This is a genomic window from Modicisalibacter muralis (genome assembly GCF_900102945.1).
GTDB classification, from domain to species: domain Bacteria; phylum Pseudomonadota; class Gammaproteobacteria; order Pseudomonadales; family Halomonadaceae; genus Modicisalibacter; species Modicisalibacter muralis.
The window spans coordinates 130,931-156,094 of the sequence record NZ_FNGI01000005.1; the positions used below are offsets into that span (position 1 = coordinate 130,931).

A 25,164-nucleotide genomic window follows, 5' to 3' on the forward strand; every position below is an offset into this window, starting at 1 on the left:
GGCGAAATCAACCGGACGGTGGCCCGGTAAACGTGGTAAACGATGCCGTTACCATCAGGATGACGATCACCACGACGAGTTCGCTGCCGATGGAGCGTTTCAACGCGGAAATTGCCCCGGCCTCCTGAGCCCTAAGCCGTGGCACCAGGCGCCGCCGGTTGACAGCCGCCAGCGACAACAGTCCCGCCACCGCGATCAGTTTGAGCGAGAACAAACGCCCGTACGGGGTCGTCACCAGATTCGTGACCGAGCCCAGAAGCAGCCACGCCAGTGTCGTGCCGGCGATGACCAGGCCGGCCACGATAAAGCGCGCGTAATCGCCGAATCGCTCGAGTATCGGCACGGCTTCACCGGGGTGCGCGGACCATGCGAGATGGAGCAACGGGGGCAACGAGCCGATCCAGTAAGCCACGGCCGCTAGATGGAGGATCAGCAGCGCCTGCGCGAACGCACCGACGCCCGAGGCGTGTCCGGGAAATAGATCTGCTTTTCCGCAATCGCATCCAGTACCGACTGGCTGTCGGCAATGGCCTGCCGATCCCCCCCAGCAGCAGGGTGGCGCTGCCGGCTTCCATCTGGCTGACTCCAGCCAGCACCGACGCATCGACGATGGAGATGCCGTACGGCTCGAGTATCTCCTGGCTTTTGTGTATGTGCTCCGGATTGACCGTGCTCGTTTCCACGACGATGCTGCCACTTTCGAGATTGCTGGCCAGCGTTTCCAGAACGGCCTGAGAGATGTCGGGGCGCGGCAGGGACAGCACGACAACACTCTTCCCCGGCAATGCCTTCTGCGAAGCGAGGGCCTTCGCCCCGAACGATGCCTCCGCTTTCTTCACTTTTTCCTCGTCGACATCAAAGACCGTGACGGCAAAGCGCCTGGCTATTCTCTCGGCAACGAGGTACCCCATATTTCCGAGGCCGTAAACGACGATGTTGTCTATAGCTTGCATGATTCGCTCCATGACAGTCACCGACCCCAATGCCGGTGGCGGCGGCTCATGACCGACCGACTTTTCAGAATTGGCAAGGCTTACTTGGCGACTTTAAGGGGCTGTTCATGCAACCCGAAGTACATGCTCTTGACCTGTGCATAGAGCCGCAGGCCGTCGATGCCTTTCTCCCGGCCTATACCGCTGTCCTTGAAACCGCCGAAGGGTGTGCTGGTGACGGATTGCTTGTAGGTGTTGATCCACACAGAGCCGGCGTCCAGCGCGCGCCCGATACGCCAGGCTTTCTTGAAGTTTTCCGTCCAGATGCCGCACGCCAGACCGAAGTCAGTGTCGTTGGCCTTTTCGATCAGGTCTGACTCATCGTCGAAAGGTAGCGCGACGAGCACCGGCCCGAAGGCCTCCTCCTGACAGGTGCGCGACCGTGGTGGCAGCCCGTCGATCACGGTTGGCAGATAGAAGGCCCCGGCGGCGAGCCTGGAATCGTCCGGTATCCGACCGCCGCAAAGCACTCGGCCCCCCTCGGCCTGAGCGCGCTCTACGAAGTCGATCACACGACGGCGGTGGTGCAGCGACGAGAGTGGGCCCATCTCAACGCCGTCGGCATCAGGGAAGTCCACGCACAGCGTGCTGGCGCGCTCTACGATGCGTTCGAGCACCTCGTCGTAGACCTCGCGCTCGATGAAGACTCGAGACCCAGCCACACAGGATTGGCCAGCGGAGCCGAAGATCCCCGCTACCACGGCAGCGATAGCATGCTCACGGTCGGCATCGGCGAACACCACGTGCGGCGACTTTCCACCCAGTTCCAGCGCCACCGGGATCAGGCGTTCCCCCGCTGTGTGGCCAATGGTGCGACCGGCGACGGTGCCGCCGGTGAAGGACACCATGCGGACATCAGGATGCTCGACCAGCGCGGCTCCGATGTTTGCACCACGCCCCTGAACTACCTGTAGCTGGCCGTGGGGAAGGCCCGCCGCCAGTGCGATGCGTACCAGCTCCGGGGCCAGGAGCGGTGAGTCTTCCGAGGGTTTCAGAATCACCGCATTGCCCGCCGCCAGCGCCGGCGCCACTTTAGTGGCGTCGTTCATCAGCGGTGAGTTCCAGGGAGTGATAGCGGCGACGACGCCGTAGGGTTCGAGCACGGTGAACGACACGTAGTCGCCACGCGATGGCGTGACGTCGGTTTCGAGGGTTTCACACACGCCGGCATAGTAGCGAAAGGTACCGACCGCAGAGTCCACCATGCCACGGCATTCGCCTATTGACTTGCCATTGTCACGCATCTGCAAATCGGCCAGTGACTCTTTCTCAGCCATTAGTCCATCGGCAATGGCATGCAGAACGGCCGCCCGCTTATGAGGAAGCAGCGACTTCCAGCCGGAATTGTGAAAAGCTGACTGCGCATCAGCGACAATCCGGTCGAGCTCCTGGCGACTCGTCATGCGGACACGTCCAACTTCTTCGCCGTTGGCCGGGTTATAACTCACCAGTACGTTATCAGTGAACTGCATGGGCATTCGTGCTCTCTCCGTAACCGAGAGCTCCTACTCTAGCGAGGGAGCCAATTACGGCAAGGAGCGCGTTATCACTACTCGAATCGATGGAATTATCGAGTCCAAAACCGCCGCAGAATCAGCTATCTGCGCGCATTATCAATAACCCGTCAAGCGGACTGATTCGCCTAAAGTTTAAGACGCTACGATCATGTCGAATCCATGGACAGCAACAGCCGCCACTGTTGCTCTGCCTCGAGGGCGAGGCTACGATGGACCAGGCCTAGTTGCTCGTTTCCGACCCAGCCACTTCCCTTCAGCAAGGCCAGATCGTGTCACCGCCAATGTAAGACGGCCCCCTTAACGCCGAAGTAAATTTGACCCCGCTGGGCGAAGATGGCGGCTTTTGAGCCACCGAATGTTGCCCCAGGAGCAGTCAGTAGAAATCAAAGGGTTGGCCCGTCAGGGCCATGGCATCAAGGCGATCGCGCGGGAGCTGACAGTCGCGCAATACGGTACGTAAGCCCTTCAGAAGCGGCGAGCAACCGCAGTATACGCCGCGCAGCCACGACCGACCCGTACAAGGCGTATCTACAGGAGCATATCGAGGCGGCCCGGCCGCGCTGGGTTCCGGCGACGGTGCTGCTGCGCGAAATCCAGGCGCAGGGCTATCCGGGCGGTGTCAGCCAGCTGAAAGCTACCTGGCACCGTATAAATGCCAGCCGGAGGAGCTGTTGATTCGTTTTGAGACGCCGCCGGACAAGCAGTTGCAGGTCGGCTTCACTACCATTCGCCGGGGCCGTTCGCCGCCACGCTTGGTTACAGCCGTGCGACCTTAGTGCGCTTCTCCGTCCCGAGAGACGGCGAGGCATGGCTCGCGGGCTTGGAGGCGGCCTTCGCCTACTTTGGTGGCGTGCCGCAGGAGACGCTGTTCGACAACGTCGGCGCCATCATCACCGAGCGCGATGCGTATGCACCGCTGGCATCCCCGGCTCGCCGCCCTGGCCGACAAGTACGGCTTTCGCCCCCGCTTCTGCCAACCCTACCGGGCCAAGACTAAGGGTAAAGTCGAGCGCTTCAACGGCTACCTCAAGGGCAACTTTGTGATGCCACTCGCCGCCACGCTGAAAAGCGCCGGCGGCCTCGTGCTCGACGTCTCCACCACCAACACGCGGGTTCGGTAACCACACTGGCCAACGGCTGGAGATCACCCAAGCACAACCTGCTGGCATTGGTGGGCCTGGTGACCGCCGAGCAGGGCATCAGCGTGCTGTCATATTACTGCGTGGCCAACCTGGCTGGCGGCGACGTGCTGGAAGTCATCGACACAACGCCACCACTGCCGAGGATCGGTTATTACGCGGTGTTTCGTGACAGCTCACGGCTGAAACTGATAGAGACCCTCGCCCAGCGCCTGGCGGGGGCGGCTGACTTTACTCAACCGTTCTTTCTGCGGGGCTCGGTCGACCGGGAAGACTGAACGACTCTCTCGGCCGGCCGGAAAAGGGAACGGTGCAGCCATCAAAGGGGGATGCCACAAGGCACAGAGTCTCGTCCCCCGGACCTCATATGATCGAGAAAGCCAGTAGAAAACCGGATTATCTGGATATTGATAAGGGCCACAATCGATAAAGGTGGACGCCATGTTGAGGAACAAGACAGTCATGGCAAACAAGCAGGCAAGCTTTCCGGCTGGACTGACCCGATAACCCCTGGGTTCATAGAAGTCGGATAGACCGGGCGATTGCTCTATCCATCAGATCCGACTGGATACTCACATCCACCACGCGCTGCATGTGCCGAGCTCTCTTGACATCAAACTCGATGCCATAGGCATCGGTTTGCTCCCGCCCCAGCCGGTGAGCACTTTCCAGGGTCGCCATGCCTTCGCCGGCACAAGGATCAAGAATGCGCACCCGTTGGTTGTGAGAAGTCTCCAGGGCGTTCAGTACACGCTCGAGCGTGACTTCATCGGTTAGGTAGTCGCCATTGTGGTGTCGATTCCGCACGCTCCCGTTCGATTAGATCAGGAGCCAAGATAAATAGCGGTATCTGCAAATCGACGGAGTTGGAAATGATGAAGCTATACGGAACACCCCCGACCCGCGCCCTGCGCGTTATCTGGTTGCTCAACGAACTAGGTCTGGAGTACGAGATGCTCCCGGTGGATATCTCGCAAGGTGAGAACCAACAACAAGACTTTCTCACGCTTAACCCCGCCGCCCAGGTCCCGCGACGGAAGCCTCGTGGTAACCGAATCGGCCGTGATCCAACTCTACCTGGCCGAAAAGAATCCCCAGGCCCGTGTCGCGATAAGCGACGCTACGCCCGTCGATATCCAAAAATGCCATAAGGCTTCTCCAATCGTGAGCGCCTTGGCAGATGCCTCGGCGCGATATTCCGAAAGATGGAAGAACGGGCTGCGCCCTTAAAGAAGGAAGAACAACACGTCGTGCCGCGAAGGCCCGACGATTCGTCTCTTCTTTCTTCCCTTTCTATATCCGCTCGATGACTGTCGCAATCCCCTGTCCGACGCCGATACACATGGTGCATAGCGCGTAACGGCCGCCCTTGATCTCAAGCTCGTGCATGGCGCTGGTGATGATCCGTGCGCCCGACATGCCCAGCGGATGACCCAGCGCGATGGCGCCGCCGTTGGGGTTGACGCGCGGGTCATCGTCGGTGATGCCCAGCTCGCGTAGACAGGCCAGCGCCTGGGCGGCGAACGCCTCGTTGAGTTCGACGTGATCGAGCTGATCGAGGGTCATGCCGAGGCGCTTGAGCAGCTTCTGCGACGCCGGCACCGGGCCGATACCCATGATGCGCGGCTCGACGCCGGCGGTGGCCATGCCGTGAATGCGTGCCATCGGTGTGAGGCCGTGACGCTTGACCGCGTCCTCGCTGGCGACGATCAGCGCCGCCGCGCCGTCGTTGACGCCCGAGGCGTTGCCCGCGGTCACTGAGCCCATCACGCTGGAACCGGCGGCGCGGAATGGGGTCGGCAGCGTGGCGAGTTTTTCCAGGGTGGTGTCGCGTGGGTGCTCATCACGATCGAAGATCAGCGGCTCCTGCTTGCGCCGCGGAATCTCGATGGGCACGATCTCACGCGCCAGGCGCCCGCTGTCCTGAGCGCGCTTGGTCTTGATCTGTGAGCTATAGGCGAGCTGGTCCTGATCCTCGCGCGAGATAGCGAAATGCTCGGCGACGTTCTCGGCGGTCTCGGGCATCGAGTCGACGCCGTAGCGCTCCCGCAGCAGCGGATTGATGAAGCGCCAGCCGATGGTGGTGTCTTCCATGGTCTGGTTGCGAGCGAATGCGGAGCCAGCCTTGCCGAGAACATAGGGCGCACGCGTCATCGACTCGACACCGCCGGCGATCATCAGCTCGGCCTCGCCGGAGCGAATCGCTCGCGCCGCGGTGCCGATGGCATCCATGCTCGACCCGCACAGGCGGTTGAGGGTGGTGCCGGGCACGCTGGTCGGCAGGCCCGCCAGCAGCGCCGACATGCGCGCCACGTTGCGATTGTCCTCGCCGGCCTGATTGGCGCGGCCCATGATCACGTCCTCGATGGCGGCCGGATCAAGGCCCGGCGCTTGGGCCAGCAGGGCCTCGAAGATACGTGCAGCGAGATCGTCGGGGCGCACGCTCGACAGCGCACCGCCGAACTTGCCCACCGCCGAGCGGACCGGATGACACAGATATACGTCATTCATGATTAACTCTCCTGTTAAATTCGCGCTTGAAACGTGTCGAGCGAGGATTACAAGGCAGAAAGCAGCGAAGAAGGGTTTTGGACTCGCACTCGAGTTTACGTATGGGTAAATGAACATTCTGAGCTGCTTTCTAACGCCGTATGGTCAAGCGCAGGCCGTCTCAGACGAATTTATTCGCCAGCATGGTGACGCTCGGTTCGCGCTTTTAAACCACGCAGCACGTCGAGTTCCTTATCGGAGGGCTCGGGGGTCGCCTCGATAGCCTCGGCGAAGCGGATCTTCCAACCGGTGGTTTCGGTCGTATAATCTTGGCTCACGCTTGGATGCAGCGAAACCACCACCAGTTCCTTAGTCTCGAGATCGGGTCTCATCACGCACAGATCGGTGATCACCCGTGTCGAGCCCCTCCGCTAACGCCGTGGCCGAGAGCTTTTTCCAGTTGCTGGAACGGAGCGGATCAAGCAGCAGATCTATCCGACCCTGGATGCCGCCAAGAACGATGTGCTCGATCACATTGGATGTTTTATAACCCACGGCGCCGACATGGGGAAAATGATGCACTGTCCCCCTACCGAATGCGAATGGTGCTATGCCCAGAGTCTAGAAAAATTCGGGTCAATTCATCGGAACTTGATGCCTAGAATGTTAGAATACCAGCCTCCGCCCCCCATGTAATAGCTGGTTTGTCAGGGTAGTCACAAGCTTCGAAATTATTTCTTAAATGGAATATCAGTTTAGACAATAACATAGCCATTTCCAGTAATTTTATTCACTTTGTCATTAAGAGGTCGAACTATGACAGCGCGCCATGAAGGAAGTGACTTACGCTGTGATCACAAAATCACTCCAACGGACTCAGCGAGTGGTTGAGAAGTTCAATAACCGCACCAGGAAGCGCTTGGGTTATCGGATAACAGCCCAAGTGTTCTTGGGGTGAGTACTCAGGTGCACTGAAAACCGCGGTGTTGCGCTTATTGATTGAAAACAAGATCTAAACTCGCTTCATTCCATCCGAGGCTGTCCAACCTCCATCTACAAAAATTTCTGCGCCTGTGATGAAACCACTAGCTTCTGAAGCCAGGAAAATAACAGGGCCAACAATATCGGCAGGCCTCGCCCATCTCTTTAGCATAGCCCTGTTAGCCGTTTCTTTATATCTAAGACCATCATCTTGTAAATCAGCTGTCATTCGTGTCTCCACTGAACTAGGGGCAATCAAGTTCACTCTGACACCTCTTGACCCAACCTCAGAGGCCAAGGACCGCATAAGCTGTCGAACAGCTGCTTTAGTTGCAGAATAAACACTTGCCATCGGCTCAACTGTAATAGAGCGGATGCTTGAAAAGGCTATAATGCTGCCTCCCCCCTTCTGAGCCATTAATGTGGAAAATACTTTGGCAACATAAAAATGGCTTTTTATGTTGATATTAACTTGTTTATTAAAGTCCTCTTCAGTTTGATCAACAAGAGCTTTTCTAACAAGGATAGCTGGTAGAATTACCAAAACATCGATGTCTTTGAATTCATCTGCCAGCATCTGGATGCTAGCTAAATCTGTAGCATCCACAAAGCGAGTGGTAATATTTACTTCGCAAGTATCTATTTCTTTACCAAGCTTGGCAAGTGATTGCTCGTCATTATCGGCAGCTATAACTCTGGCGCCATGAGCCACAAGACCCTTAGTAACAGCCGTGCCAATCCCTCCGCCGGCCCCCACTACTAAAATCGTTCTTCCTGATATATCAAAAATATTCTCACAGCCAAGCATAAAACTCCCCTATTACAGTGCAGACTCAGAAGGCGGCTGATAGTGCTGGGATCACCGTTGTCAGACTGGGGAAAATCACAATCAAGATCCAGATGACCATGAGGGTAACGAAATACGGCAATAAGTTCGATAGCATCGTAATTAATGGCACACCGGTGACACTGCTGGCCACGAACAGATTCAATCCGAACGGTGGCGTAATGAAACCGATGGCGGTGCCAATCACGAAGATCACGGCAAAGTGGATTGGGTCAATCCCTAGGCCTTGCATGATCGGTGCCAGAATAGGCGCTAGAATAATCGTGACCGGGACACTCTCCAGAAAAGAGCCCGCGATCAAGATCATTGCCATACACATTGCTAATGTCAACCAGTAACCAGCGGCTAGGGACGTCACCAGCCCCTTGAGCTGCTCAGGTACCCCAAGGATCGAGAGTAATTGTTGAAGGACCACAGATACCGCCACTAGCGGCACGATCATGCCTGCAATTTGCCCCGACCGGAGAAAGATGGTGGGCAATTTCCTCAGGCTAAGTTCGCGCGTGACCATAGTGCCTGCAATGAGACCGAATGCCACCGTTATCGCCCCCGCTTCACTCGGCGAAAAGGCTCCGCCATAAATACCGAACAGCACGATTGCAATGGCGATGAAGCCGAGATAGGCGCGCGCCCCCGAGCGGAAGCTACCGATTATACTGAACGGAATTATCTGACCCCAATTATTCCGACGTGATCTAACCAGGCAGATGGCCTGCATTCCCAGGACTAACAGTATCCCCGGCAGTAACCCCGCCAAGAATAGCTCACCGACGGGTAGCCCCATTAGAAAACCATAAATGATCAGCAATATGGACGGTGGGATAATCACGCCAACGATACCTCCCGACGCCATAGTGGCAGCTGAAAAACGAGCATCATAATTCCCTTCCTTCATCTCCTTATGCATGATCGAGCCGATGGTCGCCGTGGTAGCGGCATTGGATCCCGAGATGGCGGAGAACATCCCGCAGGCCCCCAGCACTGCCAAGCCAAGACCGCCACGTAGCCACCCAAAGAGACTGTAGGCAAAATCGGTCATCCGTTTAGCTATGCCCGCACCGTTGATGATGTCGCCAGTAAGAATGAATAAGGGTAAAGCCAGGAGGCCAAAGAAGTTAATCCCCTCGAACAAGGTCATGCTGAGATTATTGAGCGAAAAGTCTATAATGATGCTAACCCACAGCACCCAATGCCCAATCACCAGCAGCACCGGCACACCCAGCGTGAACATAATGGCCGCGCTGACAGACAATAAAGCAATGAGCATTCCATCCATATCGATTCCTCACTCTGCCAAGGGCGAGCCGATTACTTCAAACGGCTCACGATGGCGGTATTTATTTACGTCTCTCCATAGATTCTGTAGTGCCCGAAAGATGACAAGCCCCCAAGATACTGGCATGATTATATAGAACCACCATTGCATCATGTCGAAGCTGCCCGGTACGAAGGCAAAGTTCATCTGCAGTGCTTTGACCTGCCCTATGGAGTAGTATACTGCAACACCAGCCATGGATACCCACAGAAAAGCGTCCAGGATGAGGCACGTGAATTGAGCGGCGTAGGGGAGTTTCTCTCGAACCATGCTGAAAGATAAGTGAGTTCGCTGGCGCACATTATAAGATGCACCCACCCAGGCCATCCAAATGAACATGTAGATAGCGACACTTGTGCCCCAAGGGATCTGTGAGCTAAAGCCGAAACGCAGAATGACCTGCGCCAAGACCAGTATCACCATTGCGGCGTAAGCTATGTTCATGATGACCGGCTCAAGGTATCGATCGAGCCAGATCAGTGGCTTGGCGAACAGCGCCAATCCATGCCGCCTGCCACGCTGCTCTTCCGGGGAGGGGGCGGCATAGGTGCCCTGTGCTTCTTGATTATCATTCATTATAGCCACCCCACCTACGGCCAGGCACATTCTGCGCCGCAACATCCTGCGGAATTTCGCGAGCGATGCGATGGATCTCGGTGTAAACGTCATGGCCACCGGACCAATTGTTGAGCCGCTCGCGCCATGGCGCCCAAGGCTCGGGCACATGGTTCGGCGCAGTCATCTGCTCAGCCTTCTCGATCTCAGCGTCCGGAAGCAAAGCTACCCGCACGCCACTCTCGTCGAACACGCTACCCGGCAGCGGCGGATTTGTGACGCCGACAGTGTTGTAGATGGTTGCCTCATGGGCCGACTGAATGTGAATTTGGGTCAGGTAAGCAGACTCGAGAATGGCGTCTTGAAACTCAGGTTCGAGTTTCTCGAATAGACTCGCGCGCATGGCCACCTGCTCTAGCCCGGCGGTAAAGCGCAACTCCACCGCTTGGGAGACCACTGGCGTCATATTGAAAGCGGCGACAGCCGTAGACCAGGTCTCCATGCCATCAATCAGCCCCTGCTTCATACCATCCATGGTCTCCTCCCAGGCTAGCGGCACCGGGTTCAGACCCATAAGATCCATGCTGATGCGGATTAGTTGGGAACCGGTTACCCGGTTCTTGGTGCCTTGCAGGTCGCCGAGACTACTGACTAGAGGCCTATTCTTATAACTGCTGCCCATCATTAATCCACGATGCTCAAACATACTGAATAGGAACATCGTGTCATGCATGCGCCGCAGCGGCTCTCGGAATAGCTTCTCGCTGTCGGTGTGATAAATAAAGTGGTAGAAGGACGCCCGAGTCGGGAATAGAAAAGGGAAATCAAGCACGTTATAGTAAGGCGCCTGACCCGCCGCATTCTGCGTTGATGAGACGAAGAAATCGATAATCTCAGCCTGCATCTTCTTGAGGCAGGTGCTCTCTTTGCAGATCTCGTTGTTGCCGATGAACTCAATCTGGATAGCGCCGTCAGTGCGCGCCTCCAGATCGCGGATAAAATCAATCGCACCCACCTGGACAAACTTGAGACTGCGCTCATTGTAACCGGCGCCACCCATGCGAAACTGGTATTTGGGTTTTTTAGCCGCACGGGCCTTATTCGTCTCCTCTGCGGCTTGAGCCAAGCGCGACGGGGTGACCACCCCGCTCATGCCAGCGGCTGCAAGCAAAGTGGACGTAACGCCGAAACGGCCAAACAGCTTGACCATCTCGCGGCGGGTGATGCCATGCTGATTATTAGCCATGATGGCGGCCTCCTTTACATTTTTGTAGTAGACGTAGTTTTGTATCTATCCGTTCGAGGAACCAGAGCCGAAAATACTCAGCAGGTTCGCGGCGCCTCCATGCTCCATTTGCTTCTTTAGCGCGCCTTGTCATTTATTCGTACGCAAGTAGGCGACCCGGGTATTGCCACGTTCAAGCTCAAACCGCGTGACAGAACTGCGATCGTTAAGCGCCTTAAGAAGATTCTCCAGTGGCGCCCCGCCGTTCATAGTAGTTTTCAGCGGGCCAGCTGCCGCCATCTCATCCACCTCATCGCCGGCGAACATATATCGCAGCAAACGTTCGTCATCACCGAGATGCGGGTACTTGCGCCTCAACTCGGGCATAGCCGGCTGAAGTGGCTTACACTCAATGGGAATTTTCTTCGAGCCGTTCTCCACTACCCGATCCAGCACGTCCGGTTCCACCGGAGCCAGTAGCTTGCCGAAGTGGCCTAAGGCATACATCTTGATCTCGTCAGCTACCGAGCCATAGCGCTCGCCACCGACGACGTTCATCATCGCCTGAACTGCGATGATTTGGGAGAAGGGTGTCACCATGATTGGCCAACCGAGCTCTGCGCGAATTCGCACAATTTCCTCAAGGATCTCGTCGAAGCAATCCGCCAGCCCCGACTGCTGGAGTTGGAAGCGCCAATTACTCAGCATCCCACCCGGCATCTGATGCTTGTAATGGAACAGGTCATACTCCATCGGCTGCCCCAGCGGGAAGCCCTCGCGCTTGGCCAGGTCGTGGAGGTAGTCGCTGATCTGCTCAATCTGCGCCGAATCTATCTCCGTGGCGACTCCCGCGAGATCCAGGTTGCGCAGCGTGTTCTGCACGGAGGGCTGGGCGGGTCCGCTTGCCAGCGGGGCGACAGAGGCATGCAGTTGGGTCACCCCGAGCTTAGCTGCCTCCAAATATACGAGCGGCGCTAAGCCCGTGTTGCAGTGACTGTGCAACTCCAGCGGCCGATCGCCGATAACTGCCTTCAGCGCCGGCACCAGAGTACGGATGCGGTCCGGCGTGAGCAACGCACCGGAATCTTTGATCATCACCGCATCAATATCGGCACGCTTGATTAGTTCGCGCGCGGTGTGTGCGTACAGCTCGTCTGTGTGCACCGGACTTTCGCAGAATACCAGCGCGGCGACAGAGTACATGCCGAGCTTCTTCGCATGTTTGAGGCTCAGTGTCATGTTGTCAATATCAAACAGGGCATCGAGGGTACCCACCACGCCGAAACCGTTGGCGTGCAGTTGTTCGATCCACGTCTCGACGATGTCGTCGGGTACCAGGTTGAACCCGATCAGACTCTTGCTGCGACAATAGCCACGCAATGGAGTGTTGGGGAAGTGTTGGTGGAAAAGCCGAGCCTTCTCCCAGGGATTTTCCTTGAGGTAGCGTACACAGACATCGAACTGCACCGGTGCCATGAAGTCGATCATGTCGTAGCCAGACCGCGCCATCGCGTCGACGATGGGCGTCATCATGCCGGTGGTCATCCGGGTCGCCCAAAGACACTGCTGGCCGTCACGCAGAGTAGTATCAATGATGCCGATGCTGCCATCGTTGATCCGCCTCGAACCCAGGTGTCTCAGACGCTCTCCCGCGTCTGCATTCTCCATTGTGGTGCCCGAATCTTTTCCCCGCATGCATAGTTCTCCTTCATCCCGAGTGGTCACCTATGCATGCCACCGACATGCACTCGTCAAGCATCTCTTCTACTTGTTTAAGTCTCAGGCGGCCTAGCAATGAGGTCAAATAGTGAAAAAACATTTGGCGATAAGGATACTGTATAGATGTAAAGAAACGGCACAGCTACATGGAGCATCATAGAGCATTGTTACATGCTCAAAATGGCCTCTCGCGCCATCATTGACAAGCACATTGGCGACAAAGTTGCTTACACTTTAGCGTTGGAAGGTGCTGCCCCAGGAGATGGGCTGTGGCTCGGGAGTCATCTGCTGGCTCGTTCTTGCCTCGGATATCATCTATGAGGCCGAGGAGGTGGAGTTCAGACTGCTGGAGAGCCGTATCGGAATTATGCCGGGGCCGGGGGAATCCAGCTCCTACCACGGATAGCCGGGCGTGGCAAAGCTATGGAGATGCTTCTGAGTGGCAAGCAGATCAGCGTCGAGGAAGCCCGGCAATGCGGGATCGTCTCCGGAACTTTCCCTGGGGCGAGTTGGTTACCGGCGCCGTGGAGCGAGCCGAGCAGATCGCTGAGATGCCGTAGTTGACGGTTCGTGCGATGTGGCAGGCCGTGCTGATCAGGGACGAACTCGATCTCAGCAGTGGGCTCGCCTATGAACTCGCCTTGCATCAGCGGCGGATGACCAGCGAGGACCGAGAAGAGGGATCCGCGCCTTCGTCGAGAAGCGCCACATCTGCAGGGCCAGTAACCAGTGGCGGGGGGACAGGCTGTTGTCTACATGATGAAGCTGCGGTAGCGTTCCAGCCACTCCTTGGCACTGCTGATGATGCGTTTTTTTATCTCCTCGGCTCCGGCGGCGTCGCCGGCGCGCATGTGCTTGAGCATTTCCAGATGCATTTCGCGGCCGATCTCTGCGCGCCCGTGCAGTAGCGTGACCCGGCGCTTGATCAGCCGCGCTTTGTCCAGCACCAAATCCAGAAAGTTGGCGGCATGGGTATTATCTGCCCAGCGAATGGTCTCACTGCGAAGCTCCTCTAGAGCAGCGATGTATTGCTCCACCTCGCCTTCGACAATCGCCTTTTCCATCGCTGGCCCGAAGAGCTCGATGTAAGGATCCCACGTCTCCGGCGGTGCGTTCATCGTCGCCTGGCGGGTGCACAGGCCCTCAAGCGCCTCGCGGATATCGAAGATCTCATAGATTTCCTTGGGATCGAGCCGCGCGACCACTGCGCCGCGGTTGGGAATGCGGTTGATCAGCCCGCGCTGTTCGAGAGTCCCGAGCACCTCCCGAATCACCGTCCTGGAGGTATTGAACTGGTGAGCAAGGTCGAGCTCCTGGAGGCGAGTGCCGGGTGGAAGGTCATGTTCGGCGATTCGTGTGCGCATCTCCAAGAGGACTTCTTCGGTACGGCTCTTCTGACCACGCCTACCTTTCCCGGTCTTCCTTTCTGCTGCATCGATGCTCATACGCTGTCATATGCTCCACATTCTACTGACTAGCCCGAAAATCGGGAGAGGCGCTTGCAGTATCTACCGGCGTGATCTGACCAACCCGTATTAATGATGCCGCGCCGGATGTAAACGGACATGGCCTGAGAGAGTCGAAATACATTATCACGGAATACGGCAACGCAAGTCCGGTTCGAGGCTTCTTGCTGACTCCGCCAGGGCGCGCTTGATGGGAGTGACAGTGCCCGAGCGCGGGAGTCGATTCGATTTCTTAGTAAGATCATACATATTTGCAGACAATCCTGTCTACTACGCAGCATGACTTCTACATCTTGGGCCTTCGATTCCAGAGAAGTGGCTGGCTGAGATCGGTGATCTCCGGCGGCACGGACCGGAGACAGCGTATACTGACCGAAGAACAAACATTTTTGTTGACAATAATGTTTATTTGGTAGTATTTTTTTGGTTAGCCTGAGCAGGCCCGCTAGGGTCACCTCTTCAATGACAATGACTATATTGGCGTCACGGGCGCGGGCTCCCAATAAGTCGCCAATCCTGATGAAGAAGGAGCTATAGAATGGCGAAATTGAGCGGTGGGCGAGCAGCGGTCGAGGCGCTGCAGGCGAACGGGGTTGACATAGTATTTGGGCTGATTGGTTCGGCCACCATGGAAATGTTCGATGCCCTGTATGACGCACGGGACATACGCTTTATCGGGGTGCGGGATGAACGCTCCGGTACCCACATGGCGGATGGTTACGCTCGTGCCAGCGGCAAGGCCGGGGTCTTCCTCGCCGGACAGAATGGCCCCGGCGTCACCAACCTCGTGACGGCTATCGCCCAGGCTCGGGCTGCTTACTCCCCCGTGATTGCCCTGGCGGGCTCACTGGCCACTGGACACGTTCACAGAGACGCCTTCCAGGAGGTGGATCAACAGCAACTCTTCACTCCCATCACCAAGAAGACCTACATGGTCAACAGTGCCGCCCGCGTGCCGGAGATTATCAACGAAGGCTTCCGCAACGCCCTCTCGCCGCGTCAGGGCCCGGTGCTCCTCAATCTGCCGCGAGACGTGCTAGCCTCTGAGGCGGAGTTCGACACCATCCGAGGGGCGATGGAGGATGGTACTCACACCGCTGTGCGGGCGAATGCTGAGCAGATCGTGAAGGCGGCGAAACTCTTGGCCGGAGCTAGTCGCCCACTCATCATCGCTGGCGGCGGCATCAAGAACACCCGGGCTCACAAGGCGGTAATCGAACTTGCTGAGTCTCTGGGTGTGCCGGTAGCCACCTCTCCTGGCCATGGCGATGGGATGCCGTTCGACCACCCCCTCAACGCAGGGCAGGTAGGGCCAAGGGGCAACAGCGTGGCCTCGCGGCTCGCCCGCGAGGCAGACGTCATCCTCGCACTAGGTACACGGCTCGGTTTTAACACCACCTTTTACACCTATGACAACATCAATCGCGATGCGGCCATCATTCAGGTGGAGATCGAGCCTACCGCCTTAGGGCGCTTCTTCCCGGTGGAGGTGGCCATCTGGGGAGATGCGCCCTCGGTGGTACAGGATCTCCACGAGGCGACCCGGGGGAGTGAACGCGATGGGGGTGCTTGGCTTGCCGATTTCAAGAAACAGCGCAAGCGTCACCTGGAGGCCCTGGACGAGACTGACGACGAGCAGGCACCGATCCAGCCAGAAAAGCTGTTCAAGGACTTGCGTGCTGCAGCCCCACGGGATGCCATGTACACGATGGACGCAGGGACTTTGTGTCTGCAGGCCACCGATAAGATGGCCTACTGGCAGCCCCCGGCATTGTTCACGCCTCTCGATTTCGGATTGGTGGGTTTTTCCTTCGCTTGCGGGCTTGGGGTTAAGCTCGCCTGCCCCGAGCGCACGGTCATCAGCCTGATGGGCGATGGCGGCTTCGGAATGACTGTCTCTGAACTTGCGACGGCAGTGGAGTATGGTATCAACACCGTGACGGTGGTAATGAACAACCAATGCTGGGGCGCGGAGAAGGCCTACCAGCGCGACTTCTTCGGTGAACGCTATATTGGAGCGAACCTGCAGAACCCCCCATACGATAAGCTCGCGGAACTCTATGGTGCACGTGGATTCCGAGTCGAGCAGCCTGGTGATCTGAAGGCCACTCTGGAGGCAGCCATTGCCTGTGGCAAACCTGCGGTAGTCGATGTGCAGGTAGATCCGTCCGCCCTTTACAGCTTTCGTCGTGACTCTTTCCAGCATCGAGCGGGAGGCAAGGCATGAGCGGTGCCCAGAGTAGCGGAGAGGAGTTCGACTACATCGTTATTGGCGCCGGTTCGGCCGGCTGCGCACTGGCGGGGCGGCTGTCGGAGGACGGCAAGCATTCAGTGCTCCTGCTGGAGGCTGGAGGCTGGCCATCCAATCCCTGGATCCGGGTGCCCCTGGGTGTCGGGAAACTTTTGCAGAACCCGAAATACGCCTGGCCGTTCCACACAGAACCTGAACCCGCCCTGCACAACAAGTCCATCTACTGGCCCCGGGGCAAGGTGGTGGGCGGCTCCAGCGCCATCAATGGAATGGTCTATGTCAGGGGGGATCCATTCGAGTATGACGAATGGCAGCGCCAGGGCAACGAGGGCTGGAGCTACCGTGATGTTGCCGCCTACTACAAGCGCATGGAGTGTTATCCGGAGGGCGACCCTGCGGTACGCGGCCACCACGGGCCGATGCATATCATGAACCGCGGGAGCTGGGATCCCGACCCACTATCCACCGCCTATCGGGAAGCCTGCGCTGAGGCCGGCGTGCCGCTGGTGGAAGACTACAACGATGGTACCTTCGAGGGAGTGAGCTACCTCCAGCAGACGGGCTATCGTGGTCGACGCTGGAGTACAGCGGATGGTTATATCATAAGTGCTCGGGAGCGACCCAACCTTACTGTTCGGACCAATGCCCTGACGGCGAAGGTGCTCTTCGACGGCAAGCGAGCGGTGGGGGTGGAGTACCTTCAAGATGATAAGCGGTACCGAGTCCACACCCGGGCAGAAGTGCTGCTCTGCGCGGGAGCGCTGCAGTCCCCCCAGATATTGGAGCGCTCTGGGGTGGGCGACGGGGAACGCCTCGGGAAGTTGGGAGTGCCGGTGGTGGCCCACCTCCCTGGGGTCGGCGAGAACCTGCAGGATCATCTCCAGGTGCGGTTAACTTACGAGTGCACCCGGCCGCTGACTATCAACGACATCATTGGCAGTAAGCTGCGCGGTATGCAGCACGGATTGAACTACATTCTGCGGCGGCGAGGGCTGCTTAGCACCACCTCGTCGACCGTGCACGCCATTGCCAAAACCCGCCCCGAATTGGAGCGCCCTGACGTTAAGATACAGATAGCGCTTATCAGCGGCCAAGACCGCTACTCCCGCAGCAAGGGGATGGGCATCGACACATTTCCAGGATTCTCTTTGGGCACCTTCATGCTCCGGCCTCTATCTCGTGGGGCGGTGCATGCCACCAGCACTGATCCCTCGCAACCGCCCAGCATGTTTGCCAACTACCTCTCTCGTGAGGAGGAGCGACGGACCTACCTGGATTCCCTCAAGCGCATCCGTGAGATTGCCGCGCAGCCGGCGTTCCGGCAGCTGCTGAGGCGAGAGACCCGACCCGGACCCGAGATCACCGACGACAAGGATCTCATGGAGTACATGCGAAAGACCGGGCAGACCTCATGGCACCCCATCGGCAGTTGTCGCATGGGCAGCGACGACCAGTCTGTGGTCGATAGTGAGCTGCGGGTGCATAGTGTCGAGGGCTTGCGGGTGGTGGATGCCTCCATCATGCCCACCATGGCGTCGTCCAACACCAATGCCCCAGCCATTATGATCGGAGAAAAGGGCGCCGACTTGGTGCGGGGCATCAAGGGGGTGCAAGAGCATGGCTGAACCAACCAGCGTCGGTGTCATCGGTACCGGCCAGATCGGCTCACGGATAGCGAAACGGCTTCTGCGGGCCGGCTACCGGGTGGTCATCCATGATATCGATCCGGCGGCCATGGAGGGTATCCCCGGCGCCCTGCCGGTGGACTCAGCGGCAGCGGTTGCTCGTGATTGTGACCTGGTGATCACCTGTGTCACCGATCACCACTCCGTGCGGGACGTGGTGATCGGCCGGGGTGGTATCTTGGAAGCAGTCCGGCCAGAGCATCTGGTGATTGAGACGACCACCTCCACTCCGGCTACCACCCGGGAAGTCACTGCCGCCTTGCGGGGCCATGGCGCTGACCTGGTGGACGCCCCAGTGAGTCGCGGCGTTCCGGCCGCGGAAAAGGGCACGCTGTCGATCATGCTGGGGGGGGACGAGGCCCCCCGTGAGCGGGCGCAGCCGGTACTCCAGCAACTGGGTACCGAAATCATCGCCACTGGTGAAGTAGGTACCGGGCACATCGCCAAGGCTATGAACATGATGGTTATGGCGGTCAACTTCACCGCCACCATGGAACTCATGCACGTGGCAGATTCCCACGGCATCTCTCGAGAGAAGTCAATCGCCCGTTTTGCGTCGGGGCCAGCCAGGAGTTTCGTATTGGATCATCATTGGCCGCGTTACATCCTGCCGGCCACCTACGATTCAGGGTTCACCTTGGGTCTCATGTGGAAGGATCTGCGGATCGCCAGCGAAATCGCCGTTGGCAGCGGTCAGGCTCCCCTGCTAGGCGAACGGGTGACTTCTCTCTACCGCTGGGCGGCCACTGCTGGGATGGCGGAGTCAGACAATACCCAGTTGGTGAAATTCACCGATGAAATTCGGACACCCCGGCCCTCCGGGCAGCACCGTAGCATAGAGGCGGAGAGCCTTCTGGAATGCCTCGAAAAAGCACTGTTCGCGGCGGTCTACCTCGGCACTTTAGAAGCCTTGGCGGTTGCCCGGGCCGCTGGGCTTGAGCCTGAACGCCTGCTCGCCGTACTCAACGCCAGCAGTGGTGGCAGTGCTGTCAGCAGAGGAGAGCACGGCGGCAGCGTGAACCTGGAACCGCTCTATGCGAATGCCAGAGAGGCGGCGCTGATCGCTATGGAACAGGGCAATTCCAGCTTCGTTACGGGCCTGGTACCGCAGATTCTGGGGCTGGGGCTGCGGGTGCTTTCCCGGACAGCCCCCGATGACGCGGTCATCGACTTTATATGCCGGCGGATGGAGACAGGCGACGGAAGCCGTGGGGCCGGTCCTAGACGGAATGGCTGAATATCTCTGCCAAGATCCTGCTGCTCATGGCAGCGGCAGGATTCTTCTTGGCAGCGATACTACATAGCGTCACCGGATTCGGTGATGTGTTGTTCTTGGCATCATGCTGACCCCGCTGATCGTCATCCGGAACGCAGTGCCGATGACCGCAGCGACGATGATCATGGCCAATGCCTACCGACGCTACATTCCTTGGCACAGAGGCGCATTTGTGCTGTCGATGACAATCCCCGGCATCCTGCTCGGCGCCCTGCTTTTCGGGCACATACCTGCGCAGCTGATCTTCTCCTATCGACGCCTACCTGATCCTGGCTGTTTAACGTCAATTACTTTGTCCGGTTCGCGCCGCCGCCCCGAGATCCCGCGCGACTGGTGCTACAACCTCACGTACGAGGCGGGGGCCTGGCCGGCGCCACGCCGCGTGGTGCTGCAGGAGCGGCCCGACGACCTGTGGTTCCACACCTTCTTCCTGGTCACCAACCTCAATCGGTTCGATCACTCGCCGCAAGAGGTGCTGGCCTGCTACCGTCGGCGCGGCAAGGCCGAGGCCCACATGGGTGAGCTGAAGTCGGTGCTCGATATTCAACTGTCCTCGATGGATCGCGGCGCCTCCACGGTGCAGGACGTGATGGCACGCAACCAGGCCAGTCTGTTGCTGAGCCTCTACGCCTACGAGCTGATGCATGCGCTGTGCGGCCTGATGGAAAAGGAGACCCGGCACGGCTGGAGCCTGGCCCGCCTGCGCGAGCAGGTGCTCAAGGTGGCCGCCACGGTTACCGTGCATGCCCGGCGGATCACGCTTCACTTGGGGCCGTGGCCGACAAATGGTGGCCGGCATTGCTCAAGGGGCTCCCCCGTCTCTCGCCCTTGCCGTAACGCCAGCGACGCTCAATCGAGCCGCGAACCCGATAGGATCGACGTGCCATCCCGCAGGTCGACGCCGTGGCGTGTCCCCATGCCTGTCATCAATCACTCATCGTTATAAGGACGCAGCAAAAATGCCGTTTAGAGAATTAATGCGGCTGCCGAGTGATAGCAATCTTTCAGGGACGCGTGTTCCGATCCCCGCGGCCTCCACGACATGGCGTCAGTCAGTGCCCGGTGAATAAGGCAGGATAATAGGTGATCTTGCCCAGCAGCAGTGGACACCTTGTTAACGCAGTACACTGCGATGAGGTGACCCATGGCAAGGCAAGCAACTCCAATGAAGAAGACTCGCGCCCGTTATACCCAGGCCTATCGAGATGAGACCTTGGCACTCGCTGATCGTATTGGCGTCAGTGCTGCCGCTCGCCATTGCCGAGAAGGCAGCGGCAGGCGATCATTGACCAGCATGTAGTCAGGCTTACCACCATCGGAAGGGGCGCTCTGGCGCCCCAAGATTGGCGCTCGACCTGCGTGACGGGGGCCTGCCGGTGAATCGTAAGATGATCGCCGCCAGTCTCCAGCGGCAAGGGTTGCGTGCCAAGGCAGCATGTAAGTCCAAGGCGACGACGAACTCACGTCACTCGCTGCCGATGGCACCCAACCTACTGGCGCAGAATTTCACCGCCACGACGCCGAACCAGAAATGGGCCGGCGACATTACCTATCTCGCGACCGGCGAGGGCTGGCTCTACCTGGCGGTGCTGGTCGGCCTGTATTCACGCAAGGTGGTCGGCTGGGCGATGAGCGAGCGTATGAAGGCTGGCCTGGTCTGCGATGCGCTCCAGATGGCCTGGTGGCGGCGCAAGCAGCCCAGGCGTGACTGTGCACAGCGATAGTAAGAATGTGAGTGCCAGATGTTCCCGGGTGAGCTTGACTCACACAGCGATCGACCGATCGTAGGAGTTCTGGTGCCGTGAGGGTTCCCGGGTTTCCTGACCCCCACTCTGATCGACCGCGAGATTGTGTCTTTCCTCGGACCTGTCGGCTACTCGGGAACATCTGACGGCGAGGTTTCGCCTCGTCGATGCCTGTGACCCAAGAAGGGCCTGACAACCTGTCTCATTACTGTCTTGTCCAAGTTATCGAACTCGGTGAAGCCCTATCAGCACCGTCATCGATTAACTGAGGGGCAGACCATGAGCCAACAACAGACCAGCATGAAGCGTACTATCGTCGGCGGTGTCGACACGCACAAGGAGCTGCACGTGGCCGCTGTCGTCGACGAGCATGATCGTATTCTCGGTAGTGCCAGCTTCCCGACGACACGGCATGGTTACAAGTCCATGCTGGGTTGGATGCGCGTCTTCGGCACTGTCGATCGGATCGGTGTGGAATGTACCGGCACTTATGGCGCGGGTCTGCTGCGTTATTTGCAGCACGCCAACATCACCACCCTGGAAGTCACTGCGCCCGATAAAACCGCGCGGCGAAAGCGGGGTAAAGACGATACGATCGATGCGGAAAATGCGGCTCATGCCGCCTTCGCCGGGATTCGAACCGTCACGCCCAAGACCCGTGATGGCATGACGGAATCCTTGCGCGTGCTCAAGGTCTGCCGGAAGTCGGCAGTGGCGGCACGTCGGGTGGCGTTGCAGATGATCCAGATGCAGGTTGTGTCTGCCCCAGAGGCACTGCGCGATCTGTTGCGGAACATGACGCGAATGCAGCTCATCCGGACGCTGGCTGCCTGGCGACCGGACCTCACCGGCTTCCGCGATGTCACGACCGCCTATCGCATCGCACTGAAGTCGTTGGCTCGTCGCTATCTGGAACTGCATGACGAGATCGCCGACCTGGATGTCATGATCGCCGCCATCGTCGACGAGCTCGCGCCCGATCTCATTGCGCGGTGCGCCGTCGGTTATGAATCGGCGGCCCAGCTGCTGATTACCGCTGGGGACAACCCTGAGCGGCTACGCTCAGAAGCCAGCTTTGCCGCGCTGTGCGGCGTTAGCCCTATTCCAGCATCGTCAGGCAAGACGCAGCGACACCGACTCAACCGGGGTGGCGACAGAGCGGCCAATAGTGCCCTGCACATCATCGCGATCGGGCGACTGAGGTTGGATGCCATAACGCAAGACTATGTCCAGCGGCGATTGACCGAGGGTCACTCCAAGCTGGAAGCCCTCCGATGCCTGAAACGCTATATTGCCCGCGAGTAGTACTACGTCCTGCGCAACCGTCACAAGGAAATCAATCGAGCACAAATTGCCACTTGACACTTAGAAGGGCGTCAGGGGTAGCCAGTACTGTTCGACCCTGTATCAATCGCGGCTGGCCCGGCATGATCTCCGATGCGGCATGGGCGCCAAAGGCAACTGTTACGATAATGCCTGTGCCGAAAGCTTCTGAGCCTTGTCCTGCACCGTGAGTGTCCTGTCCTTCGGCATGTTTGCCAGCAAATGTTGGCTGAGCATGCGGAGGAAGTGGCAATGGCGCAGGTAGAGGAGCTGATCGAGGGGTATTGGGGGTCGACACGCACTTGGACGTGCACCTGGACGTGCACATCGGTGTCGTCGTCGATCCAGTGGATGTGTGCTCGGCACCCGCTCAATCGCAACCTGTACCGACGGCTATCAGGATCTCCTTGAGTGGGCATGCTCATTCGGCTCTCTCTTGCGCGCCGGGATTGAGGGCACCGGAACATATGGCGCAGGACTTGCTCGTCATTTTCAGGAGGCGGGCATCGAGGTGCTCGAAGACAATCGGCCGGATCGTGCTCGCCGGCGCCGCCGGGGTGAAAATGACCCCACCGACACCGAGAACGCCGCCCGTGCCGTGTACGATGGCATGGGCACGACGACGCAAGGCCGGTTGCTCGCCATACGTGTAGGTCGCCATCAAAGCCTGGAGGCCAGCATCGGATAGGATCTGTACAGAACGGAACTTCATGCTCATCGTCCTGATTCAACGGATCAGGTTAGTTACAAGTATAGTGGAAAGCTTATGTTCGAACACTTATGCATGAACTCCCGATGGCGCTGAAGCAAGCCCTCATTAGGGTCAATATTAATACTAGTGTAGCACAAGGAATAAGCTTTATGCCCACTGCGATGTATATATCATTGTCGCCGACGCTGGACTAGTTGCTCTAATTTCTTCTCTTGTAGAACGATTTCACCATAAGATATAGCAAGAAATCTGCATGCCTAGGCGCTAGGCGCGTGCCAATGGGCGCATCAAAAGTTAGTCCTTTGGTAATTGACCAAAAACCTCAGGAAGCATAGCTAGCTTTTGTGCCATTACTTGTACATTCGCCGATTAGTCAATGGTCTTTCCACTGTTGCGATGGCATCGTAGGGAACCGATTCGGCTCGAATAACCGTAACTTTATCCTTCTCCATTACCGCTCTCTTATCTGGTAACTCGAATAAATAATTGACCATTTCATGCTAGCCTAACTATGGCTCCTTCCATTTCCTTGCTAGGCGCTTCGAAGCGATTCATAACTTCTGGGTCATGGCCAGGCACGATTAAAGAGGGCGAAGAAGCCAGTTCACGTAGCCTGTTATATCCCTCCAACATCTGGCCAACATCGAAGACAATTGGAAAAGGAGTGTTTGTTTCTAAATTAGCGTAATAATGTGTCGCATCAGAGGCCAACACTAGCCAGCCTTGGCCTGTCCATATCTGCACAGCCTGCAGCCCAGCACAGTGTCCCCCCACATGATGTACATGCAAACCAGGGGCTATCTCTGAACTACCGTCAATAAAGTGCACTCGATTAGCATAAACAGAGCGGACGAGTTCAACAATATCCTCTACTTCATAGGCCTGACGCAAGAAACCATGCCGCATGTACCGCCCGGTCGCGAATGCAACTTCGCTATCCTGAATATAAAATTTGGCATTCGGGAAAAGAGCTAGATTTCCGCCATGGTCATAGTGCAGATGTGTTAAAACCACTGAGTTTATTTCCTCTGGTGCAATACCTAAGAGCTCCAACCCCTCAGTTGGACAGCGCAGGAAGTTTCTACCCCTTGCTCTTGCTCTTTTCCTATCAAACCCTGTATCGATAAGGAAGATATGCTGAGAGGAGCGTGCGATCCACACATAATAGTCCATTGTAGTACCCGCCTCATGCGGGTCGCCACCAATAAAATTCTCGCCAGCATGACGGGAAACCGTAGCATAGCGTATCGCATAAACTTCGAAGCTTTCTACCTTACTCATCCGTAATTACCATTTTCTCTGTTGAAGTCCAAGTGTTTAATGCTAGTGATACGCACCAGCTCTGGTAGCAAATAATGTAAAAATAGTGAGCTCCACCAACCCTTCTCGAGCCCTCGTAAGGATTCCCGCAATGATATTCGGCTGTCATCCAGCGCATTACGTAGTTGCTGCTCCACGCGGCGCTCTCCTGGCTTCAATCGGCCTGAGATGATCTCCTCGCGCAATGCATCCTGAACTTGATGGCGGGGCATGAATAGGGCACGATCCATCCATCCTTGCCCCCAGCAACTGGCATAGCCGAGGAACACGCCGATCTGGCAGTTCTCTATCCGGTCGGCGGTCCCGCAGTACTGGCGCTTGACGCCCGAATGCCTGCCCTTCTTGAAAAGGCCTGTTTCATCTACCACCAGCGCCTCCATCGTCGTCGCGCAGGGCCTCGTAGACGCGCTATCGCACGCCATCCCCATCCCAGCGGGCCCGGTTGATCAGGTGCTGGAAGCCGTAGGGGTGAGCGTCGCTCTGATGTTCGGCCAGCTGCCAGCTGTTGCGTCGCTAGATTTCACCCAGCAGGCCCCGCAGATAGGCGCCGAGGCGCTCTCAGGCCTCGGCACGCTTGACGTAACCGCCCAGCTCTGTCAGCCATGA

At 57.8% G+C, this 25,164-nt stretch carries 21 protein-coding genes and 4 pseudogenes; 10 read left to right on the plus strand and 15 right to left on the minus strand.

Annotated features, from left to right (window positions below; translation table 11 throughout):
• Positions 1-7: 7 nt before the first annotated feature.
• From BLR92_RS19715 to BLR92_RS10635, 4 genes are all read right to left on the minus strand, one after another.
• Complete coding sequence (locus tag BLR92_RS19715; RefSeq protein ID WP_175488782.1) at positions 8-343, minus strand: CopD family protein; 336 nt, start codon at positions 341-343, stop codon at positions 8-10.
• Positions 344-347: 4 nt separating this feature from the next.
• Positions 348-953, minus strand: coding sequence for an NAD(P)-binding domain-containing protein (locus BLR92_RS10625; protein WP_175488783.1), 606 nt, complete (start codon positions 951-953; stop codon positions 348-350).
• An 80-nt stretch (positions 954-1,033) separates the two neighbouring features.
• Positions 1,034-2,464, minus strand: a complete 1,431-nt coding sequence (locus BLR92_RS10630) for an aldehyde dehydrogenase (RefSeq protein ID WP_089728511.1) — start codon at positions 2,462-2,464, stop codon at positions 1,034-1,036.
• A 191-nt stretch (positions 2,465-2,655) separates the two neighbouring features.
• Positions 2,656-2,769, minus strand: a complete 114-nt coding sequence (locus tag BLR92_RS10635) for a DUF1826 domain-containing protein (RefSeq protein ID WP_245704174.1) — start codon at positions 2,767-2,769, stop codon at positions 2,656-2,658.
• 95 nt (positions 2,770-2,864) lie between these two features.
• Between BLR92_RS10635 and istA the strand changes: the two are divergent.
• The 3 genes and pseudogenes from istA to BLR92_RS10655 all read left to right on the plus strand — a co-directional run.
• Positions 2,865-3,624: pseudogene (istA, locus tag BLR92_RS19955) on the plus strand (IS21 family transposase); the annotation flags it as partial.
• A gap of 65 nt (positions 3,625-3,689) precedes the next feature.
• Positions 3,690-3,926, plus strand: a complete 237-nt coding sequence (locus tag BLR92_RS10645) for a hypothetical protein (RefSeq protein ID WP_139171587.1) — start codon at positions 3,690-3,692, stop codon at positions 3,924-3,926.
• Between the two features lie 597 nt (positions 3,927-4,523).
• The gene (locus BLR92_RS10655) at positions 4,524-4,799 is read left to right on the plus strand and encodes a thioredoxin domain-containing protein (protein WP_245704179.1); all 276 of its coding nucleotides are present in this window, start codon (positions 4,524-4,526) and stop codon (positions 4,797-4,799) included.
• A gap of 142 nt (positions 4,800-4,941) precedes the next feature.
• Here BLR92_RS10655 and pcaF read toward each other — a convergent pair whose 3' ends face one another.
• From pcaF to BLR92_RS10690, 7 genes are all read right to left on the minus strand, one after another.
• A complete protein-coding gene (pcaF, locus tag BLR92_RS10660) occupies positions 4,942-6,159 on the minus strand; it encodes a 3-oxoadipyl-CoA thiolase (RefSeq protein ID WP_089728352.1) in 1,218 nt (405 codons plus the stop codon).
• A 170-nt stretch (positions 6,160-6,329) separates the two neighbouring features.
• Positions 6,330-6,551, minus strand: a complete 222-nt coding sequence (locus BLR92_RS10665) for a hypothetical protein (protein WP_245704175.1) — start codon at positions 6,549-6,551, stop codon at positions 6,330-6,332.
• A gap of 599 nt (positions 6,552-7,150) precedes the next feature.
• Positions 7,151-7,927: an SDR family NAD(P)-dependent oxidoreductase gene (locus tag BLR92_RS10670; protein ID WP_089728354.1), complete on the minus strand. Its 777-nt coding sequence runs from the start codon at positions 7,925-7,927 to the stop codon at positions 7,151-7,153.
• A gap of 25 nt (positions 7,928-7,952) precedes the next feature.
• Positions 7,953-9,242 (minus strand): TRAP transporter large permease, encoded by a 1,290-nt coding sequence (locus BLR92_RS10675; protein ID WP_089728356.1) that lies wholly within the window; start codon positions 9,240-9,242, stop codon positions 7,953-7,955.
• A gap of 9 nt (positions 9,243-9,251) precedes the next feature.
• The gene (locus BLR92_RS10680) at positions 9,252-9,857 is read right to left on the minus strand and encodes a TRAP transporter small permease (RefSeq protein ID WP_089728513.1); all 606 of its coding nucleotides are present in this window, start codon (positions 9,855-9,857) and stop codon (positions 9,252-9,254) included.
• Complete coding sequence (locus BLR92_RS10685; RefSeq protein WP_089728358.1) at positions 9,850-11,082, minus strand: TRAP transporter substrate-binding protein; 1,233 nt, start codon at positions 11,080-11,082, stop codon at positions 9,850-9,852. The genes BLR92_RS10680 and BLR92_RS10685 overlap by 8 nt, the downstream gene beginning before the upstream one ends.
• A 129-nt stretch (positions 11,083-11,211) precedes the next feature.
• On the minus strand, positions 11,212-12,756 hold the full coding sequence (locus BLR92_RS10690) for a hypothetical protein (protein ID WP_217636569.1): 1,545 nt from the start codon (positions 12,754-12,756) through the stop codon (positions 11,212-11,214).
• 402 nt (positions 12,757-13,158) lie between these two features.
• Here BLR92_RS10690 and BLR92_RS20165 point away from each other — a divergent pair.
• Positions 13,159-13,344: pseudogene (locus BLR92_RS20165) on the plus strand (enoyl-CoA hydratase-related protein); the annotation flags it as partial.
• A 188-nt stretch (positions 13,345-13,532) separates the two neighbouring features.
• Here BLR92_RS20165 and BLR92_RS10700 read toward each other — a convergent pair.
• Complete coding sequence (locus tag BLR92_RS10700) at positions 13,533-14,225, minus strand: GntR family transcriptional regulator (protein WP_089728361.1); 693 nt, start codon at positions 14,223-14,225, stop codon at positions 13,533-13,535.
• A gap of 559 nt (positions 14,226-14,784) precedes the next feature.
• On the opposite strand from BLR92_RS10700, the gene BLR92_RS10705 reads away from it, so the two are divergent.
• The 6 genes and pseudogenes from BLR92_RS10705 to BLR92_RS10730 all read left to right on the plus strand — a co-directional run bounded on the left by BLR92_RS10705 (position 14,785) and on the right by BLR92_RS10730 (position 22,508).
• Positions 14,785-16,473, plus strand: a complete 1,689-nt coding sequence (locus BLR92_RS10705; RefSeq protein WP_089728363.1) for a thiamine pyrophosphate-binding protein — start codon at positions 14,785-14,787, stop codon at positions 16,471-16,473.
• A complete protein-coding gene (locus BLR92_RS10710; RefSeq protein ID WP_089728366.1) occupies positions 16,470-18,122 on the plus strand; it encodes a GMC family oxidoreductase in 1,653 nt (550 codons plus the stop codon). The genes BLR92_RS10705 and BLR92_RS10710 overlap by 4 nt, the downstream gene beginning before the upstream one ends.
• On the plus strand, positions 18,115-19,419 hold the full coding sequence (locus BLR92_RS10715; RefSeq protein WP_089728368.1) for an NAD(P)-binding domain-containing protein: 1,305 nt from the start codon (positions 18,115-18,117) through the stop codon (positions 19,417-19,419). The genes BLR92_RS10710 and BLR92_RS10715 overlap by 8 nt, the downstream gene beginning before the upstream one ends.
• Before the next feature lie 346 nt (positions 19,420-19,765).
• Positions 19,766-20,295, plus strand: a pseudogene (locus BLR92_RS10720) (transposase); the annotation flags it as partial.
• Between the two features lie 420 nt (positions 20,296-20,715).
• A pseudogene (locus BLR92_RS10725) lies at positions 20,716-21,180 on the plus strand (IS3 family transposase); the annotation flags it as partial.
• Positions 21,181-21,482: 302 nt separating this feature from the next.
• Positions 21,483-22,508, plus strand: coding sequence for an IS110 family RNA-guided transposase (locus BLR92_RS10730; RefSeq protein ID WP_089728370.1), 1,026 nt, complete (start codon positions 21,483-21,485; stop codon positions 22,506-22,508).
• A 439-nt stretch (positions 22,509-22,947) separates the two neighbouring features.
• On the opposite strand, the gene BLR92_RS10735 is transcribed toward BLR92_RS10730, so the two are convergent.
• The 3 genes from BLR92_RS10735 to BLR92_RS20195 form a co-directional block, all read right to left on the minus strand.
• Entirely contained in the window at positions 22,948-23,238 is a 291-nt protein-coding gene (locus BLR92_RS10735; RefSeq protein WP_089728372.1) for a hypothetical protein, read from the minus strand.
• A 495-nt stretch (positions 23,239-23,733) separates the two neighbouring features.
• Positions 23,734-24,519, minus strand: a complete 786-nt coding sequence (locus tag BLR92_RS10740) for an N-acyl homoserine lactonase family protein (RefSeq protein WP_089728374.1) — start codon at positions 24,517-24,519, stop codon at positions 23,734-23,736.
• Positions 24,516-24,938, minus strand: coding sequence for a transposase (locus BLR92_RS20195; RefSeq protein ID WP_217636570.1), 423 nt, complete (start codon positions 24,936-24,938; stop codon positions 24,516-24,518). The genes BLR92_RS10740 and BLR92_RS20195 overlap by 4 nt, the downstream gene beginning before the upstream one ends.
• Positions 24,939-25,164 lie beyond the last annotated feature (226 nt).

Excerpts from the sequence above, each read along its gene's own strand:
- BLR92_RS10715 (WP_089728368.1), top strand. The coding sequence starts at position 18,115 with ATGGCTGAACCAACCAGCGTCGGTGTCATCGGTACCGGCCAGATCGGC.
- BLR92_RS10670 (WP_089728354.1), bottom strand. The coding sequence starts at position 7,927 with ATGCTTGGCTGTGAGAATATTTTTGATATATCAGGAAGAACGATTTTA.
- BLR92_RS10630 (WP_089728511.1), bottom strand. The coding sequence starts at position 2,464 with ATGCAGTTCACTGATAACGTACTGGTGAGTTATAACCCGGCCAACGGC.
- BLR92_RS10685 (WP_089728358.1), bottom strand. The coding sequence starts at position 11,082 with ATGGCTAATAATCAGCATGGCATCACCCGCCGCGAGATGGTCAAGCTG.
- BLR92_RS10675 (WP_089728356.1), bottom strand. The coding sequence starts at position 9,242 with ATGGATGGAATGCTCATTGCTTTATTGTCTGTCAGCGCGGCCATTATG.
- BLR92_RS10700 (WP_089728361.1), bottom strand. The coding sequence starts at position 14,225 with ATGAGCATCGATGCAGCAGAAAGGAAGACCGGGAAAGGTAGGCGTGGT.
- BLR92_RS20195 (WP_217636570.1), bottom strand. The coding sequence starts at position 24,938 with ATGGAGGCGCTGGTGGTAGATGAAACAGGCCTTTTCAAGAAGGGCAGG.
- BLR92_RS10740 (WP_089728374.1), bottom strand. The coding sequence starts at position 24,519 with ATGAGTAAGGTAGAAAGCTTCGAAGTTTATGCGATACGCTATGCTACG.
- BLR92_RS10710 (WP_089728366.1), top strand. The coding sequence starts at position 16,470 with ATGAGCGGTGCCCAGAGTAGCGGAGAGGAGTTCGACTACATCGTTATT.
- BLR92_RS10625 (WP_175488783.1), bottom strand. The coding sequence starts at position 953 with ATGCAAGCTATAGACAACATCGTCGTTTACGGCCTCGGAAATATGGGG.
- pcaF (WP_089728352.1), bottom strand. The coding sequence starts at position 6,159 with ATGAATGACGTATATCTGTGTCATCCGGTCCGCTCGGCGGTGGGCAAG.
- BLR92_RS10680 (WP_089728513.1), bottom strand. The coding sequence starts at position 9,857 with ATGAATGATAATCAAGAAGCACAGGGCACCTATGCCGCCCCCTCCCCG.
- BLR92_RS10655 (WP_245704179.1), top strand. The coding sequence starts at position 4,524 with ATGAAGCTATACGGAACACCCCCGACCCGCGCCCTGCGCGTTATCTGG.
- BLR92_RS10730 (WP_089728370.1), top strand. The coding sequence starts at position 21,483 with ATGAGCCAACAACAGACCAGCATGAAGCGTACTATCGTCGGCGGTGTC.
- BLR92_RS10735 (WP_089728372.1), bottom strand. The coding sequence starts at position 23,238 with ATGAAGTTCCGTTCTGTACAGATCCTATCCGATGCTGGCCTCCAGGCT.
- BLR92_RS10705 (WP_089728363.1), top strand. The coding sequence starts at position 14,785 with ATGGCGAAATTGAGCGGTGGGCGAGCAGCGGTCGAGGCGCTGCAGGCG.
- BLR92_RS10690 (WP_217636569.1), bottom strand. The coding sequence starts at position 12,756 with ATGCGGGGAAAAGATTCGGGCACCACAATGGAGAATGCAGACGCGGGA.